Annotated in this window: 14 protein-coding genes; 10 read left to right on the top strand and 4 right to left on the bottom strand. The window is 60.7% G+C overall.

Annotated features, from left to right (window positions below; genetic code table 11):
- Window positions 1–2: 2 nt before the first annotated feature.
- On the bottom strand, window positions 3–2,357 hold the full coding sequence (locus PseuLF5_RS20790; protein WP_340134649.1) for a 7TM diverse intracellular signaling domain-containing protein: 2,355 nt from the start codon (window positions 2,355–2,357) through the stop codon (window positions 3–5).
- 304 nt (window positions 2,358–2,661) lie between these two features.
- Here PseuLF5_RS20790 and PseuLF5_RS20785 point away from each other — a divergent pair, with 304 nt between their 5' ends.
- The 4 genes from PseuLF5_RS20785 (at window position 2,662) to PseuLF5_RS20770 (ending at window position 6,180) form a co-directional block, all read left to right on the top strand.
- Window positions 2,662–3,459, top strand: a complete 798-nt coding sequence (locus tag PseuLF5_RS20785) for a hydroxymethylpyrimidine/phosphomethylpyrimidine kinase (RefSeq protein ID WP_123464146.1) — start codon at window positions 2,662–2,664, stop codon at window positions 3,457–3,459.
- A gap of 18 nt (window positions 3,460–3,477) precedes the next feature.
- Window positions 3,478–4,101, top strand: coding sequence for a thiamine phosphate synthase (thiE, locus tag PseuLF5_RS20780; RefSeq protein ID WP_123463853.1), 624 nt, complete (start codon window positions 3,478–3,480; stop codon window positions 4,099–4,101).
- 15 nt (window positions 4,102–4,116) lie between these two features.
- Window positions 4,117–5,400: a glutamate-1-semialdehyde 2,1-aminomutase gene (gene hemL, locus PseuLF5_RS20775; protein ID WP_123463851.1), complete on the top strand. Its 1,284-nt coding sequence runs from the start codon at window positions 4,117–4,119 to the stop codon at window positions 5,398–5,400.
- 225 nt (window positions 5,401–5,625) lie between these two features.
- Window positions 5,626–6,180: a tetratricopeptide repeat protein gene (locus tag PseuLF5_RS20770; RefSeq protein WP_047296791.1), complete on the top strand. Its 555-nt coding sequence runs from the start codon at window positions 5,626–5,628 to the stop codon at window positions 6,178–6,180.
- A 174-nt stretch (window positions 6,181–6,354) separates the two neighbouring features.
- Here PseuLF5_RS20770 and PseuLF5_RS20765 read toward each other — a convergent pair whose 3' ends face one another.
- Window positions 6,355–6,684, bottom strand: a complete 330-nt coding sequence (locus PseuLF5_RS20765) for a DUF1820 family protein (RefSeq protein WP_003185742.1) — start codon at window positions 6,682–6,684, stop codon at window positions 6,355–6,357.
- 133 nt (window positions 6,685–6,817) lie between these two features.
- Here PseuLF5_RS20765 and miaB point away from each other — a divergent pair, with 133 nt between their 5' ends.
- From miaB to lnt, 5 genes are all read left to right on the top strand, one after another.
- Window positions 6,818–8,146 (top strand): tRNA (N6-isopentenyl adenosine(37)-C2)-methylthiotransferase MiaB, encoded by a 1,329-nt coding sequence (gene miaB, locus PseuLF5_RS20760; protein ID WP_007960557.1) that lies wholly within the window; start codon window positions 6,818–6,820, stop codon window positions 8,144–8,146.
- Between the two features lie 229 nt (window positions 8,147–8,375).
- A complete protein-coding gene (locus PseuLF5_RS20755; RefSeq protein ID WP_340134645.1) occupies window positions 8,376–9,374 on the top strand; it encodes a PhoH family protein in 999 nt (332 codons plus the stop codon).
- On the top strand, window positions 9,367–9,861 hold the full coding sequence (ybeY, locus tag PseuLF5_RS20750; RefSeq protein WP_123463847.1) for an rRNA maturation RNase YbeY: 495 nt from the start codon (window positions 9,367–9,369) through the stop codon (window positions 9,859–9,861). The genes PseuLF5_RS20755 and ybeY overlap by 8 nt, the downstream gene beginning before the upstream one ends.
- Window positions 9,862–9,866: 5 nt before the next feature.
- Entirely contained in the window at window positions 9,867–10,706 is an 840-nt protein-coding gene (locus PseuLF5_RS20745; RefSeq protein ID WP_027612886.1) for an HlyC/CorC family transporter, read from the top strand.
- A gap of 17 nt (window positions 10,707–10,723) precedes the next feature.
- Window positions 10,724–12,247: an apolipoprotein N-acyltransferase gene (lnt, locus tag PseuLF5_RS20740; protein WP_340134642.1), complete on the top strand. Its 1,524-nt coding sequence runs from the start codon at window positions 10,724–10,726 to the stop codon at window positions 12,245–12,247.
- A gap of 86 nt (window positions 12,248–12,333) precedes the next feature.
- Here lnt and PseuLF5_RS20735 read toward each other — a convergent pair whose 3' ends face one another.
- The gene (locus PseuLF5_RS20735) at window positions 12,334–13,095 is read right to left on the bottom strand and encodes a YdcF family protein (protein WP_123463845.1); all 762 of its coding nucleotides are present in this window, start codon (window positions 13,093–13,095) and stop codon (window positions 12,334–12,336) included.
- Window positions 13,096–13,199: 104 nt separating this feature from the next.
- On the bottom strand, window positions 13,200–13,523 hold the full coding sequence (locus PseuLF5_RS20730) for a hypothetical protein (protein ID WP_123463844.1): 324 nt from the start codon (window positions 13,521–13,523) through the stop codon (window positions 13,200–13,202).
- A gap of 254 nt (window positions 13,524–13,777) precedes the next feature.
- Between PseuLF5_RS20730 and leuS the strand changes: the two genes are divergently transcribed.
- Entirely contained in the window at window positions 13,778–16,384 is a 2,607-nt protein-coding gene (gene leuS, locus PseuLF5_RS20725) for a leucine--tRNA ligase (RefSeq protein ID WP_340134639.1), read from the top strand.
- The last annotated feature ends 17 nt before the right edge of the window (window positions 16,385–16,401 follow it).

The following is a 16,401-nucleotide window of genomic DNA, read 5'->3' as shown; positions in this document are numbered from 1 at the left end:
TATCAACAACACAACACCCGGCGCTCCAGCGCGGACTGCAAATCCTCGAATTTCACCGGTTTGCTCAGGTAGTCGATCGGCGCTCCGCTGGCGCACAGCTCGCGATCGGCGCTCAGCGCCAGCATGAATACCGGCAGACTGGCGCAACCTGGCAAGGCGTGGATCTGGCAAGCCAGCGCCGCGCCATCCTGTGCGGGCAACTGGCAATCGATCAGCACCGCGTCGAAGCTTTCGCGCTGCAGGCAATCCAGCGCCGCCGCACCATTATCGGCAGTACGCACGCGGAAACCGAGCTTGAGCAACATGCCGCGCATCACCAGTTGGTTGACGCTGTTGTCATCCACCAGCAGCACTGTGCAGTCCTGCGGTTCACGCACACAATCGCGCGATGGCTGGGGTGTTGGCGCCGCCTCGACCGCCGGCAGTTCGAACTCGACATCGAGCTGGAAGCGGCTGCCGCGACCGGGTTCGGAACGATGCGTGAGTTTACCGCCGAGCAATTCCACCAGTTGCCGGCAGATCGCCAGGCCGACGCCCAATCCGCCGTACTCGCGTGTCATTGACCCGTCGAGCTGGAAGAAACGCTGATACAGGGTTGCCTCGCCCAGGTCGGTAAAACCGATGCCGGTGTCAATCACCGCAAACGACAGCGCCAGACGATTGTCCGACGCAGGCTTGCCGGTCACGCGCAGGGCCAGACCGCCGACGCGGGTGAACTTGATCGCGTTGTCGAGCAGGCATTCCAGGCATTGCGCCAGTTTCACGCTGTCGCCGTGCAAACGGTCCGGCAGGGTCGGCAGCACCTCGACCTTGAAGTCCAGCGACTTGCTCGCCGCGTTGCCGTCGAACTGCACCCGCAACGCCTCGACCACCCCGCGCAGGCTGAAACTGTCCGGCGTCGCCTTGAGCTTGCCGGCCTGCAGTTCGGTGAGGGTGAGGATGCCGTTGACCATGCGCATCATGTCGCGGGCGGAACCGGCGGCGGTCTGCTGGTATTGCTCCAGTTCCGGATCCAGTTCAACGGTCTGCATCAGTTCCAGCGAACCGATCACGCCGTTCATCGGCGTGCGCAGTTCGTGGGTCAGGGTCGCGAGGAATTCGTCCTTGAGCTTGTTGCTGTGGGCCAATTGCTGGTTGAGCACTTCGAGCTTCTGCCCGGCGTCGAACAGGGTCTGCGCCTGCTGCTCGCGCATCGCGTTGATGCGGTCGGCCAGCGCCAGCGACAGCAGCGCCACTTCGATGGCCGAGCCGATCTGGCTGGCGTACATAGTCAGGAACACGTTCGGCAGCAGGCCCAGCACCATCAGCGTATTGATGATGCCGCCGAGCAGAAACGCCGACCAGGCAATGATGAAATAACGCGCCACCCGCAGGCCGCGCCACCAGGCCAGAATCCCCGCGGCGAAAATCACCACGGTAAACGTCAGCGCCAGCAGGGTCGCCAACCGCAACGACAGGGCGTAACTGGTCATCAGCGACAAACCCACGACCAGCGCACTGAATGCGATCAGGCCGATCAGTACGCGATCCAGCCAGCGGCTGTGGTTTTTCGTCTGCAGGAAGCTGCGTGCGAACTGACTGCCGAACAGCCCCGCACAGCCGATGAAAAACGGCGTGGCGGCGTTGGCCCACCACGGATTGTCCGGCCAGAAATACTCGACCGCCGCCCCGTTCACCGACAGTTGATACAGGCCGAACGAGGCGATGTAGAAGATGTAATAGAGGTAGCTGGTGTCGCGCACGCTCAGGTAGATGAACAGGTTGTAGACCAGCATCCCCAGCAACACGCCATAAATGATGCCCAGTACGTACAGGCGCACCGGTTGGTCTTCGAGGTACGCGGTGCTCGACCACAACGTTACCGGCGCCTGGATCGAGCCTTCGCTGGCCAGGCGCAGGTACACCGAGCGTTGTTGATCGGGCTTGAACTCAAGGTCGAACAGGTAGTTGTTCTGACGGATCTCGCGACTGGCGAACGGCAACGCATCACCGGTCTGTCGGATCAGGCGATAGTCGCCATTGGCATCGGCCATATACAGATCAAGATGATCAAGCGGCGGGTACGCCAGCTCCAGCAGCCAGGTGCGTTGCGCGGCGGGATTGGCCGGACGGTAATGCAGGTCGATCTTCAGCCAGAACGCCGAACGCGAGTAACCGGCGTTGAGCGTGGCTTTATCGTGGAGTTTGAAATTGCCCGCCGCCGCTTGAGCGCGGACGTCGGCGATGCTCGCCTGACCACTCGGGTCTTCGAACACTTGCAAGGAGCGACCCAGGGGAAGGCTCTGAGTGTTTTCGTCGAATTCGACGGCGCTTGCGAGGAGGGGCAAGCAGAACAGCAATATCAGCAAATAGCGCATTGAAGCCCCAGCGTGGCTCGTCCGGTTGCGTCAGGAAGCCCCCCATTCCCTTTGAGTAGACGTAAAACCGGTATTACCCGTTATTGGTTTGGATCCAGACTAGCATAGCCGTTGATGGCCATTAAGCACCATCGAAATTTTTCCTACAAAGGCTCTAGAACGGGCGTTTCAGAGCAAAGTCGCGGGCTAGAGCTGTTGAGTTGGTCAACTACCTGCAACAGCGGATGTGGTGAATACCTGTGTGGCGAGGAACCACTGACAGGACTGAACCCCAAAATCAGGTTTGGTGGTAAGCTCGCGCACCATGAATATCTACAGCTCCCGCCCCGTTGTCCTCTGTCTCTCCGGCCACGACCCCAGTGGTGGCGCCGGCTTGCAGGCAGATATCGAAGCCTTGCTCGCGCAGGGTTGCCATGCGGCTCCGGCCGTCACCGCCCTGACCGTGCAAGACACCGTCAACGTCACTGACTTCCGCGTCCTCGACCGTGAGTGGGTACTGGCCCAGGCCAATGCCGTGCTCAACGACTCCGAAGTCGCGGCGGTCAAACTGGGCATGCTCGGTTCGCTGGAAATGGTCGACACCGTAGTCGAACTGCTTTCGGCGCACCCGCACCTGCCGGTGGTCTGCGACCCGGTGCTGCGCGCCGGCGGCGGCGGACGCCTGGGCAAGGACGAGGTCGGTTATGCGATGCGCGAGCGTCTGCTGCCGCTGTCGATCATCGCCACCCCCAATCTTCCTGAAGCGCGCATCCTCGCTGAACTGCCCGAAGGCACTGCAGACGAGTGTGCGGAAAAACTCCTGCCGTTCGTCAAAAACCTGCTGATCACCGGCGGCCATGGCGACGAAACTGAAATCCACAATCGCCTGTACAGCCGTGACGGCCTGCGCGAAACCTTCTATTGCCAGCGTTTGCCAGGCAGCTATCACGGTTCCGGCTGCACGCTGGCCAGCGCTATCGCCGGTCGCCTGGCCCAAGGCGAACACCTCGCCAGCGCCGTACGCACGGCACTGGATTACACCTGGCGCACCCTGCGCGATGCCGAACAACTGGGCAAAGGCCAGTTCGTGCCGCGCCGCCTGCCGCTGGATTTCTGCTCGTAACGTCGTGAGGTCTGCCTGATGAAACTACGTGGCCTGTATGCCATTACCGACAGCGAATTGCTGGCCGGCAAGTTTCTGTCCTACGTGGAGGCGGCGCTGGAAGGCGGCGTCACCCTGCTGCAATACCGCGACAAGAGCAGCGACGAGGCCCGCCGTCTGCGCGAGGCCGAAGCGCTGCGCAACCTGTGCGAGCGCTACAAAACGCAGCTGATCATCAACGATGACGCCGAACTGGCCGCGCGCCTGAACGTTGGCGTGCACCTGGGCCAGACCGACGGCCCGCTATCGCCGACCCGCGCCCTGCTCGGCTCCAAAGCCATCATCGGTTCGACCTGCCACGCGCAACTCGCACTGGCCGAACAAGCCGCCAAAGAAGGTGCGAGTTATGTCGCCTTCGGCCGCTTCTTCAATTCCAACACCAAGCCCGGCGCGCCGAGCTGCAGCCTCGATCTGCTCGACGAGGCCAAGCGCACGCTGCATCTGCCGGTCTGCGCGATTGGCGGCATCACCCTCGACAACGCCGCGCCGCTGGTGGCCCACGGTGTCGACCTGCTGGCGGTGGTCCACGGCTTGTTCGGTGCCCAAAGCACTGCCGAAGTGACCCGCCGCGCCCGCGCCTTCAACGAACTTCTGAAAATCTGATTTGAGAGCCCGATCATGTCTCGTTCCGAAACCCTGTTTGCCAATGCCCAGAAACACATTCCCGGTGGCGTGAATTCGCCGGTTCGTGCGTTCAAGAGCGTGGGCGGCACACCGTTGTTCTTCAAGCACGCCGAAGGCGCCTACGTCACTGACGAAGACGACAAGCGTTATGTCGATTACGTCGGTTCGTGGGGCCCGATGATCCTCGGCCACAGCCACCCGGACGTGCTCGACGCCGTGCGCAATCAGCTGCAACACGGCCTGTCCTACGGCGCGCCGACCGCGATGGAAACCGAGATGGCCGATCTGGTCTGCTCGCTGGTGCCGTCGATGGACATGGTGCGCATGGTCAGCTCCGGCACCGAAGCGACCATGAGCGCGATCCGTCTGGCCCGTGGTTACACCGGCCGCGACAGCATCATCAAGTTCGAAGGCTGCTACCACGGTCACTCCGACAGCCTGCTGGTCAAGGCCGGCTCCGGCGCACTGACCCAGGGCGTGCCGAGTTCGGCCGGTGTCCCGGCAGCGTTCGCCAAACACACCCTGACCCTGCCGTTCAACGACATCGACGCGGTTGAGAAGATGCTCGCTGAAGTTGGCCAGGACGTGGCGTGCATCATCGTCGAGCCAGTGGCGGGCAACATGAACTGCGTACCGCCGGCGCCGGGTTTCCTCGAAGGCCTGCGCGCGCTGTGCGACAAGCATGGCGTGGTGCTGATTTTCGACGAAGTGATGACCGGTTTCCGCGTTGCCCTCGGCGGTGCCCAGGCGTACTACGGGGTCAATCCTGACCTGACCACGTTCGGCAAGATCATCGGCGGCGGCATGCCGGTCGGCTGCTTTGGCGGCAAGCGTGAAATCATGGAACGCATCGCGCCGCTGGGCCCGGTGTACCAGGCCGGCACGTTGTCGGGTAACCCGCTGGCAATGGCAGCGGGTTTGACCACGTTGCGTCTGATCAGCCGTCCGGGTTTCCACGATGAACTGACCGACTACACCACGCGCCTGCTCGATGGCTTGCAACAACGCGCCGATGCGGCGGGCATTCCGTTCGTGACCACGCAGGCCGGCGGCATGTTCGGTCTGTACTTCAGCGGTGCCGACGACATCGTCACCTTCGAAGACGTGATGGCCAGCGACGCGGCCCTGTTCGGGCGCTTCTTCCACCTGATGCTGGAAGGCGGTGTGTACCTGGCGCCAAGTGCATTCGAAGCCGGTTTCACCTCGATCGCCCACGGTGAAGCCGAGCTGAAAATCACCCTGGACGCTGCCGAGCGCGCCTTCGCTGCCCTGAAGTAATCGCCGTACCGCTGACGTTGGCCATCGCCAGCGTCAGCTTTCACCTACATCCAGACGGTTTTTCCGATGCTTCTGCCAAGATTCCTCCACAAAGTGGGCGATATATTCCCCGCGCAGCAGAAAAACGAGTAAAGACTTTGTAAGGTTGGCCCTGCTTATTTCATAATGCGCGCTTATTGGATCCCTCGATGGGTCCGCGTGCCCTTCAGAGGTAAGTCGATTCCCATGAACCGCACCGGCCGCACCCTTGCCTTGGGCTGCCTGTTGCTCCTTCAGCCCCTGCTCGCGCATGCACAAGCAGGCGGCAACTCGTTGTTGATCCCGGCGATGGGTCGTTGCACCCTCAATACTCAGCCGCAAGATGTCACGCAGGCACTGGCCGCCTGCCAGAAAGCGGCGGACGAAGGGGATGCGCAAGCGCAATACGAGTTGGGTGAGTTCTACTACGACGGCAAGAATGCGCCGCGCGACCTCAATCAAGCCTTGAGCTACTTCGAGAAAGCCTCGCTGCAAGGCCACGCTCAGGCGCAGTTCAAGCTCGGCACCATGTTCTTCCACGGCGAAGGCGTGCAGGCCAACAACATTCAGGCGTACATCGTGCTGAAGATGGCGGCGGTCAACGGCGCCGAAGATGCGCTGGACACGGCCGACGAAGTCTCGGAAAAAATGTCCCGCGAGGACCTCGAAACCGCGACCCAGGTGCTCGGGCAAATTTTCCGTAAATACCTGATGGAACTGCAGAACGCCGATGGGCGTACGCCTTTCTCGCCATTGCCTTGATAGTGTGGTGATTAACTGTGGCGAGGGGATTTATCCCCGATGGGTTGCGAAGCAGCCCCAAACCCTGCAATCCGGTTCTGTCTGACACACCTTGCTGAATGGACTTGCGAGTGCTTCGCAGCCGAACGGGGATAAATCCCCTCGCCACAAATCATTTCAAATCCAGATCCGGTTTTACTTCTCAGGCATCGGCATCGGGAACGGCATCACATTGCCGACCGCGCCACGGGCTTCGCTGATTTTCGGGGTGCCCAGACGTTCCACCTCGTCGATGCGCACAATCGAATGCATCGGCACAAAACTGCGCACTACGCCTTCGAACTGCGCCTTGAGCTTCTCTTCGCTCGGATCGACGACCACTTGCGTGCGCTCGCCAAAGACGAACTCTTCCACTTCCAGAAAACCCCACAGATCACTTTGATAGATCTGCTTGGCGTACATTTCGAACACCTGGCCCTGGTTGAGGAAAATCACCTTATAGATTGGAGCTTCGCGTTTGGTCATGGCGGGGGGATAACATCGGGGATAAAAATGAGGGCGCAAACTATAGCATAGCCACCGGACGCGCAGCGGTAGGAACCTGAGGGCTTGTTCCCTATAATGCGCGGTTCTTTGAATCACGTGACGACCCTACTCCATGGCCAAGAAGCTTTACATCGAAACCCACGGTTGCCAGATGAACGAGTACGACAGCTCGCGCATGGTCGATCTGCTGGGCGAACACCAGGCCCTGGAAGTCACCGCGCGTGCCGAAGACGCCGACGTGATTCTGCTCAACACCTGCTCGATCCGCGAACGCGCCCAGGATCGGGTGTACTCGCAGCTCGGCCGCTGGCGTGAACTGAAACTGGCCAACCCGGACATGGTGATCGCCGTTGGCGGTTGCGTGGCCAGCCAGGAAGGCGCGGCGATCCGTGATCGCGCCCCTTACGTCGACGTGGTGTTCGGCCCGCAGACCCTGCACCGTCTGCCGGAAATGATCGACGCCGCACGCAGCAGCAAGTTGCCGCAAGTCGACGTCTCGTTCCCGGAAATCGAAAAATTCGACCACCTGCCCGAGCCGCGCATCGACGGCCCTAGCGCCTACGTGTCGGTCATGGAAGGCTGCAGCAAGTACTGCACGTTCTGCGTGGTGCCTTACACCCGTGGCGAAGAAGTCAGCCGGCCGTTCGACGATGTGATCGCCGAGATCATCCACCTCGCCGAAAACGGCGTGCGGGAAGTGACCCTGCTCGGGCAGAACGTCAACGGCTATCGCGGCCTGACCCATGACGGGCGCCTGGCCGATCTGGCGGAATTGATCCGTGTGGTCGCCGCCGTCGATGGCATCGACCGCATCCGCTACACCACTTCACACCCGCTGGAGTTCTCCGACAGCCTGATCCAGGCCCACGCCGAAGTGCCGGAACTGGTCAAACACCTGCACTTGCCGGTGCAATCGGGTTCGGACCGGATTCTCGCGGCAATGAAGCGCAACCACACCGCACTGGAATACAAGTCCAAGCTGCGCAAACTGCGCGCCGCCGTGCCGGGCATCTGCATCAGTTCGGACTTTATCGTCGGTTTCCCCGGCGAAACCGAGAAAGATTTCGAACAGACGATGAAGCTGATTGCCGATGTCGGCTTCGACTTCTCCTACTCGTTCGTCTACAGCCAGCGCCCGGGCACTCCGGCAGCCGATCTGGCCGATGACACTCCGGAAGAGCTGAAGAAAGAACGCCTGAACGCCTTGCAGCACCGCCTGAATCAGCAAGGCTTCGAGATCAGCCGACAAATGGTCGGTTCGATCCAGCGCATTCTCGTGACCGACTATTCGAAGAAAGACCCTGGCGAGCTGCAAGGGCGCACCGAGAATAATCGAATCGTCAACTTCCGCTGCGACAATCCGACCCTGATCGGGCAGTTTGCCGATGTGCACATCGACGCGGCACAACCGCACTCGCTGCGCGGCTCGCTGATCCAGTAAAAAAATATCAGGAACACAGAGAATCCTGTGGGAGCTGGCTTGCCAGCGATAAGGCCATCAGCCCCGACAAATATGTCGCCTGTTGCACCGCTATCGCTGGCAAGCCAGCTCCCACAGTGGACTGCACTGTTACTGAGATTGTGCTCATCAATTTAAGAGCTTTCGCACCCAGGCCTCTGGCGTTATCCTTGATTTCATCTTAATTGCCCCAGGGCGGCTAAATACGACCTTGAACGCACCCATAGAACCACATCGTTTTATCCTCGAGCCCTTTGAGGCTCGCCGCTTCGCCAATCTGTGCGGGCAATTCGACGAGCATTTGCGCTTGATCGAACAGCGCCTGGCCATCGAGATCCGCAACCGCGGAAACCAGTTCGAACTGATCGGCGACCCCAAGCACACCACGTCTGCGGAAAATCTGCTGCGCCGCCTGTACCGGGAAACCAAGGGTACCGAGCTGTCGCCGGATCTCGTGCACCTGTTCCTGCAGGAATCAGCCGTCGTCGAGCTGGACAATCACGCCCCAGCCGAAGCCTCCGTTGCCCTGCGCACCAAGAAAGGCATGATTCGCCCACGTGGCTTGAATCAGTTGCGCTACGTGAAGGAAATCCTCGGCAACGACATCAATTTCGGCATCGGTCCGGCCGGTACCGGCAAGACCTATCTGGCCGTGGCGTGCGCCGTCGATGCGCTGGAGCGCGAGCAGATCCGCCGCATCCTGCTGGTGCGTCCGGCAGTCGAGGCCGGTGAAAAACTTGGCTTCCTGCCCGGGGACCTCGCACAGAAGATCGACCCGTACCTGCGCCCGCTCTACGACGCACTCTACGAAATGCTCGGCTTCGAATACGTGGCCAAGCTGATCGAGCGTCAGGTGATCGAAGTTGCGCCGCTGGCCTATATGCGCGGCCGCACGCTGAACAACAGCTTCATCATTCTCGACGAAAGCCAGAACACCACCGTCGAACAGATGAAGATGTTTCTGACGCGGATCGGTTTCGGCTCGACTGCGGTCATCACTGGCGACATCACTCAGGTCGACCTGCCGCGTGGCACCAAGTCCGGCCTGCATCATGTGATCGAAGTGCTCAAGGACGTACCGGGCATCAGCTTCACGCACTTCCAGCCTAAAGACGTCGTGCGCCATCCATTGGTGCAGCGGATCGTCGAAGCCTACGAGCGCTTCGAGACCCGCACCGAAGCCGCCAAGGAAACCTCGCGCGATGCTTGAGCTAGACCTGCAAATCGCTACCGAAGCGAGCGCACCGAGTGAAGCCGACTTCCGCCGATGGTGCGAACTGGCCCTGCGCCAGCGCACCGCCGACTCGGAAATGACCATTCGTCTGGTCGACGAGGAAGAAGGCCGCGAGCTCAATCACACCTGGCGCCACAAGGATTACGCGACCAACGTCCTGTCGTTCCCGGCCGAAGTGCCCGACGAGTTTCTCGACATCCCGCTGCTCGGCGATCTGGTGATCTGCGTGGCGGTGGTCGAGCGCGAAGCCGCCGAACAGGGCAAGGAACTTAAAGCACACTGGGCACATCTGGTCATTCACGGCTGCTTGCATCTACTCGGTTACGACCATATAGATGACGACGAAGCCGAAGAAATGGAAGCACTGGAACGCGAGTTGCTTGCCGAACTGGGCTATCCCGATCCGTACGCGGACGACGAAACCGAAACATCCCCTATCGTTACAACAAAGGATTCAGAGTAATCGCTATGAGCGAAGATCGATCGAGCAACGGGCAGAAGTCATGGCTGGGTAAACTGACCCAGGCTTTTGCCCACGAGCCGAAGAACCGTCAGGAGCTGCTTGAGCTGCTGCGCGATGCACATCAGAACAAACTGCTGGACAGCGAAGCGCTGGCCATCGTCGAAGGCGCCATCCAGGTGGCTGACCTGCAAGTGCGCGACATCATGGTCCCGCGTTCGCAGATGATCAGCATCAAGGCGAACCAGACACCCCGTGAATTCCTCCCGGCCGTGGTCGACTCGGCCCACTCGCGCTATCCCGTCATCGGTGAAAGCCATGACGACGTGATGGGCGTGCTGCTGGCCAAGGACCTGCTGCCGCTGATCCTCAAGGAGAACGGCGACAGCTTCAACATCAAGGACCTGCTGCGCCCGGCCACTTTCGTGCCGGAGTCCAAGCGTCTGAACGTGTTGCTGCGTGAATTCCGCGCCAACCACAACCACATGGCCATCGTCATCGACGAGTACGGCGGCGTGGCCGGTCTGGTGACCATTGAAGACGTGCTGGAACAGATCGTCGGCGACATCGAAGACGAGCACGACGTCGAAGAAGACAGCTACATCAAGCCGCTGCCCAGCGGTGACTTCCTGATCAAGGCGCTGACGCCGATCGAGAACTTCAACGAGTTCTTCGACAGCGAGTTTTCCGATGACGAGTTCGACACCGTCGGCGGCCTGGTGATGAGCGCATTCGGGCACTTGCCAAAACGCAATGAAATCACTGAAATCGGCGCCTATCGTTTCCGCATCCTGAACGCCGACAGCCGTCGGATTCATTTGCTGCGACTGACCCCTATCGCCCGGTAAGAAATCTAAGGACTGAAATGCGCTGGACAACCCGCCCCGGCTGGCCCGGTAACCTGCTGGCCGTGGCGGCCGGTGCAATCACCACCCTCGCTCTGGCACCTTTCAACATCTGGCCGCTGGCCTTGCTGGCGGTCGGCCTGTTCTATGCCGGTTTGCGCGAGCTGAGCCCGCGCCAGGCACTGGGCCGCGGCTGGTGCTTCGGTTTCGGCCTGTTCGGCGCCGGCACCAGCTGGATCTATTACAGCATCCACCATTTCGGTGGTGCTTCGGTGCTGTTGGCGGGGTTCCTGATGCTGCTGTTTACCGCCGCGATCGCCTGGTTCTTTGCCCTGCCGGCCTGGTTGTGGGCGCGCTGGTTGCGCCGCAATGAAGCACCGGTGGCCGATGCCTTGGCATTTGCTGCGTTGTGGGTGGGCCAGGAAGCGTTTCGCGGCTGGTTCCTCACCGGTTTCCCATGGCTGTACTCGGGTTACAGCCAGCTCGACGGCCCCTTGGCCGGGCTCGCTCCAGTTGGCGGGATGTGGCTGGTGTCGTTCGTTCTGGCACTGACAGCGGCGCTGATCTATAACGCTTCACGCCTGCTGCAAACCAGGCGCAAAGGCTTTATCGCTGCCGGTCTGGTGCTGTTGGTTGGGCCATGGGTGGCCGGCATTGCGCTCAAAGGTCATGCCTGGACCAGCCCGTCCGGCGCACCATTGAGCGTTGCCGCGATTCAGGGCAACGTCGCACAAAGCATGAAATGGGACCCGGCCGAACTCAATGCGCAGTTGGCCCTGTACCGCGACCTGAGTTTCCGCTCGAAACCGGTGGATCTGCTGATCTGGCCGGAGACCGCCGTGCCGGTATTGAAGGAGTCCGCCGAGGGCTACCTGACCATGATGGGCACCTTCGCCGCCGAGCGTAAATCGGCGCTGATCACTGGCGTACCGATCCGCGAAACCGTTCGTCATGAAAAACGCTTCTTCAACGGCATCACCGTGGTCGGCGAAGGCGATGGCACGTATCTGAAGCAGAAACTGGTGCCCTTCGGCGAATACGTGCCGTTGCAGGATGTACTGCGCGGGCTGATCGCATTCTTCGACCTGCCGATGTCCGACTTTGCCCGCGGCCCGGCCGATCAGGCGTTGTTACAGGCCAAGGGTTATCAAATCGCACCGTTTATCTGCTACGAAGTGGTGTATCCGGAATTTGCCGCCAGCCTGTCAGCGCGCAGCGATCTGCTGCTGACGATCAGCAACGACACCTGGTTCGGCACCTCGATTGGCCCGTTGCAGCATTTGCAGATGGCGCAGATGCGTGCACTCGAGGCCGGGCGCTGGATGATCCGCGCGACCAACAACGGCGTGACCGGCCTGATCAACCCGTTCGGGCAGATCACCGAGCAGATTCCGCAGTTTGAACAGGGCATTCTGTACGGTGAAGTGGTGCCGATGCACAACCTGACGCCGTACCTGCAATGGCGTTCGTGGCCATTGATCATCGTGTGCTTGCTGTTGTTTGGCTGGGCACTGATGGCCAGCCGGATGTCGAAAACGCTCTAAAGCAAACGATCGCAGCCTGCGGCAACGCCTACACAGGACTTGTATTTTCCCTGTTGCAGCTGCCGCAGGCTGTGATCTTTTGATCTTCAGCGGTAAAACAGCGAATACCCCACCTGCCCTACCGCTTCGTTCAGCAATTGCCCGCTCTGCCAGATCGACTTGAACTCCGGCAGCCAGCCACCAAACGGCCTGGCGTTATCGGTCCCGAGAAAACCGACCGGCGCTGGCACCACTTCAAATCCCGCCTGCTGAAAACTCCACACCGACCGCGGCATGTGCCAGGCCTGTGTCACGATCACCACACGCTTGATCCCCTGCGGCAGCAAGATATCGGCGGTGAACTTCGCGTTTTCCCACGTAGTGCGGCTCTCACCTTCCTGCCAACGCACCGTCACGCCAAAGTCGTCGCGCAGCGAATCCGCCATCAACTTCGCCTCGGTCGGCGGCGTACCGTAATGCAAGCCACCCGTGGTCAGAATCGGCAACCCGGACGCCTTGGCCAGTCGCGCGGCATAACGCTGACGCTCAAGCCCCACGCCGGTCGGCTGATCCTCTCCCCAGGCCAGATCACCGCGCTCGCGCCCGGAACCGAGCACCACGATCGCATCGGCCCGCTGCGCCAGCGTTGCCCATTCTCCACGGGCCAGCGGCGGTTCGCGCTCCAGCGCCTTGGCGCCCCACTGCACGACCACCGGCAGGCTCATCAGCCACATTCCACCAAAGCCAATGGCGAAACACACGCCAGCCAGGCGCGGCCGCGAGCGGCGCAGCCACCACGCGGCCAGCAACAGCAGCAAAAGGATGCCGGGCGGCAATAAAAGTTGTTTGATGAAATAACGAAAAGGCATCGGGCATCTCCACAGATGCCCGAAGCCTAAAAGTGTTAATAGAGCGTTACAACCAATAGGTGGGATCCTGTTGAAAAAGATCCGGTTCTTGACCTGCCATGCGCTTACTTGGCCTGCAGAGAACGAACCTTGTCGGTCTCTCTGCGGGGTGCCTTGTCCTTGAGCCAGATGACCTTGGCCGAATGTGCTGCATCGAGTTGCTTCACTGCTTGTGACAGGCATCCATGCGTTTCACGTTCACTGCGATCCAGATAGGCCTTGACCAGTTTGAACTCGGCGGGGCTCAAGCCACGCAATTCCAGTTCCAGGGGGCGCTCATCGCGCAGCCGGTCAGCGGTTTTCAAAGTGTCCAGGGCCACACCCAGACGGTCGATCAGCCTTTCGTACAACTCGGGTTTCGTTACGTTTTTTTTCCGTTGCTCCACCATCCCTCACCTCATTGAAGATAAGACTCACTCCCCACTTAGAGCTTAGCTTCGCTGTACAAACCGGCTGCACGCCGCGACCAACGGCCCTCGCCACGGTTTTGCCGGACCAAACAGCTGTAATCAGGGTTTCCCTAGGCCGAGCGCGGTCATGTATGCTACGGCGCTTCCTGTAATTCCACTTCCAGCTCGTCCGGGCCACCCCGGAACCTGCGTTGAAGAGGATTAGGCCACCCCTATCCAGTACAAAAGTAGCCATGCACGAACAATATCAGCCCCGTGAAATCGAAGCCGCCGCCCAGTCGTTCTGGGACGAGCAAAAGTCCTTTGAAGTCAGTGAACAGCCAGGCAAGGAAACCTACTACTGCCTGTCGATGTTCCCTTACCCCAGCGGCAAGCTACACATGGGGCACGTGCGCAACTACACCATCGGCGACGTGATCTCCCGCTATCAGCGCATGCAAGGCAAGAATGTTCTGCAACCAATGGGTTGGGACGCTTTCGGCATGCCGGCAGAAAACGCCGCGATGAAGAACAACGTGGCCCCCGCCAAGTGGACCTACGAAAACATTGCCTACATGAAGTCCCAGCTGCGTAGCCTGGGCCTGGCCGTGGACTGGTCCCGTGAAGTGACCACCTGCAAACCGGATTACTACCGCTGGGAACAATGGCTGTTCACTCGCCTGTTCGAAAAAGGCGTGATCTACCGTAAAAACGGCACCGTGAACTGGGACCCGATCGACCAGACCGTTCTGGCCAACGAACAGGTGATCGACGGTCGCGGCTGGCGCTCCGGCGCGCTGATCGAAAAGCGCGAAATCCCGATGTACTACTTCAAGATCACCGCTTACGCGGATGAGCTGCTGGAGAGCCTCGACGAACTGACGGGCTGGCCGGAACAGGTCAAGACCATGCAGCGCAACTGGATCGGCAAATCCCGCGGCATGGAGGTGCAGTTCCCGTACAACGTCGACTCGATCGGCGAAGAAGGCACCCTCAAAGTCTTTACCACCCGTCCGGACACCCTGATGGGCGCGACCTACGTTGCCGTGGCTGCCGAACACCACCTGGCCAGCCTCGCAGCGCAGAACAACCCTGAGCTGCAAGCGTTCATCGCCGAATGCAAGGGCGGCAGCGTGGCTGAAGCCGACGTCGCCACCCAAGAGAAGAAAGGCCTGCCGACCGGCCTGTTCGTCGAGCACCCGCTGACCGGCGAAAAACTGCCGGTATGGGTAGCCAACTATGTACTGATGCACTACGGCGATGGCGCCGTCATGGCAGTACCGGCTCACGACGAGCGTGATTTTGAATTCGCCCACAAGTACAACCTGCCGGTGAAGTCGGTGGTACGCACCAGCTCCGGTGACACCAACCCGGCGCCGTGGCAGGACGCCTACGGCGAGCACGGCACGCTGATCAACTCCGGCGAGTTCGACGGCCTGGACTTCGCGGGCGCCTTCGACGCCATGGAAGTCGCACTGATCAAGAAGAACCTCGGCGCCTCGCGCACTCAGTTCCGCCTGCGCGACTGGGGCATCAGCCGTCAGCGCTACTGGGGCTGCCCGATCCCGATCATCCACTGCGATGCTTGCGGTGACGTACCCGTGCCGGAAGATCAACTGCCCGTCGTACTGCCGGAAGACGTGGTGCCGGACGGCGCCGGTTCGCCGCTGGCACGCATGCCCGAGTTCTACGAGTGCAGCTGCCCGAAATGCGGCCAGCCGGCCAAGCGTGAAACCGACACGATGGACACGTTCGTCGAGTCCTCGTGGTACTACGCCCGTTACGCCTCGCCGCACTTCGAAGGCGGTCTGGTGGAAAAATCCGCAGCCGATCACTGGCTGCCGGTCGACCAGTACATCGGCGGTATCGAACACGCCATTCTCCACCTGCTGTACGCGCGCTTCTTCCACAAACTGATGCGCGACGAAGGCCTGGTGAGTTCCAACGAACCGTTCAAGAACCTGCTGACCCAGGGCATGGTGATCGCCGAGACTTATTATCGTCGCGAAGCCAATGGCGCCTACACCTGGTTCAACCCGGCCGACGTCGAGCTCGAACGCGACAGCAAAGCCAAGGTCATCAGTGCCAAACTGAAATCCGACGGCCTGCCGGTGGAAATCGGTGGCACCGAGAAAATGGCCAAGTCGAAGAACAACGGCGTCGACCCGCAGTCGATGATCGATCAGTTCGGCGCAGACACCTGCCGCCTGTTCATGATGTTCGCTTCGCCGCCAGACATGAGCGCCGAATGGTCCGACTCCGGCGTTGAAGGCTCGCACCGTTTCCTCAAGCGCGTCTGGCGTCTGGCGCAAGCCCACGTCACTCAGGGCCTGCCGGGCAAACTGGACGTCGCCAGCCTGAACGATGAGCAGAAAGCCGTGCGCCGCGCGACTCACCTGGCCATCAAACAGGCCAGCCATGACGTCGGCCAGAATCACAAATTCAACACCGCCATCGCTCAGGTGATGACGCTGATGAACGTGCTGGAAAAAGCCGCACAAGGCACCGAACAGGATCGCGCGCTGATTCACGAAGGCCTGGAAGCCGTGACGCTGCTGCTGGCACCGATCACGCCACACATCAGCCACGAACTGTGGAAACAACTGGGTCACGCCGACGCAGTGATCGACGCCGACTGGCCGGTTGTGGACGAGAGCGCACTGGTGCAGGACAGCCTGACCCTGGTTATCCAGGTCAACGGCAAACTGCGCGGGCAGATCGACATGCCGGCCAGCGCGACGCGCGAAGAAGTGGAAGCGGCAGCCCGCGCCAACGAAAACGTACTGCGTTTCGTCGACGGCCTGACTATTCGTAAAGTGATCGTAGTGCCCGGGAAACTGGTCAATATCGTCGCCAGCTAATTGGATCGGGCGCCGGT

It is taken from the genome of Pseudomonas sp. LF-5, assembly GCF_037626295.1.
In the GTDB taxonomy this organism is placed as follows: domain Bacteria; phylum Pseudomonadota; class Gammaproteobacteria; order Pseudomonadales; family Pseudomonadaceae; genus Aquipseudomonas; species Aquipseudomonas monsensis.
This window is presented reverse-complemented; position numbering and strand designations above follow the sequence as displayed.

Bases quoted from the DNA above. Each gene is read 5' to 3' on its own strand.
- leuS (WP_340134639.1), top strand. From the start codon at position 13,778: ATGCACGAACAATATCAGCCCCGTGAAATCGAAGCCGCCGCCCAGTCG.
- PseuLF5_RS20770 (WP_047296791.1), top strand. From the start codon at position 5,626: ATGAACCGCACCGGCCGCACCCTTGCCTTGGGCTGCCTGTTGCTCCTT.
- thiE (WP_123463853.1), top strand. From the start codon at position 3,478: ATGAAACTACGTGGCCTGTATGCCATTACCGACAGCGAATTGCTGGCC.
- PseuLF5_RS20730 (WP_123463844.1), bottom strand. From the start codon at position 13,523: ATGGTGGAGCAACGGAAAAAAAACGTAACGAAACCCGAGTTGTACGAA.
- PseuLF5_RS20785 (WP_123464146.1), top strand. From the start codon at position 2,662: ATGAATATCTACAGCTCCCGCCCCGTTGTCCTCTGTCTCTCCGGCCAC.
- PseuLF5_RS20745 (WP_027612886.1), top strand. From the start codon at position 9,867: ATGAGCGAAGATCGATCGAGCAACGGGCAGAAGTCATGGCTGGGTAAA.
- miaB (WP_007960557.1), top strand. From the start codon at position 6,818: ATGGCCAAGAAGCTTTACATCGAAACCCACGGTTGCCAGATGAACGAG.
- ybeY (WP_123463847.1), top strand. From the start codon at position 9,367: ATGCTTGAGCTAGACCTGCAAATCGCTACCGAAGCGAGCGCACCGAGT.
- lnt (WP_340134642.1), top strand. From the start codon at position 10,724: ATGCGCTGGACAACCCGCCCCGGCTGGCCCGGTAACCTGCTGGCCGTG.
- PseuLF5_RS20765 (WP_003185742.1), bottom strand. From the start codon at position 6,684: ATGACCAAACGCGAAGCTCCAATCTATAAGGTGATTTTCCTCAACCAG.
- hemL (WP_123463851.1), top strand. From the start codon at position 4,117: ATGTCTCGTTCCGAAACCCTGTTTGCCAATGCCCAGAAACACATTCCC.
- PseuLF5_RS20790 (WP_340134649.1), bottom strand. From the start codon at position 2,357: ATGCGCTATTTGCTGATATTGCTGTTCTGCTTGCCCCTCCTCGCAAGC.
- PseuLF5_RS20735 (WP_123463845.1), bottom strand. From the start codon at position 13,095: ATGCCTTTTCGTTATTTCATCAAACAACTTTTATTGCCGCCCGGCATC.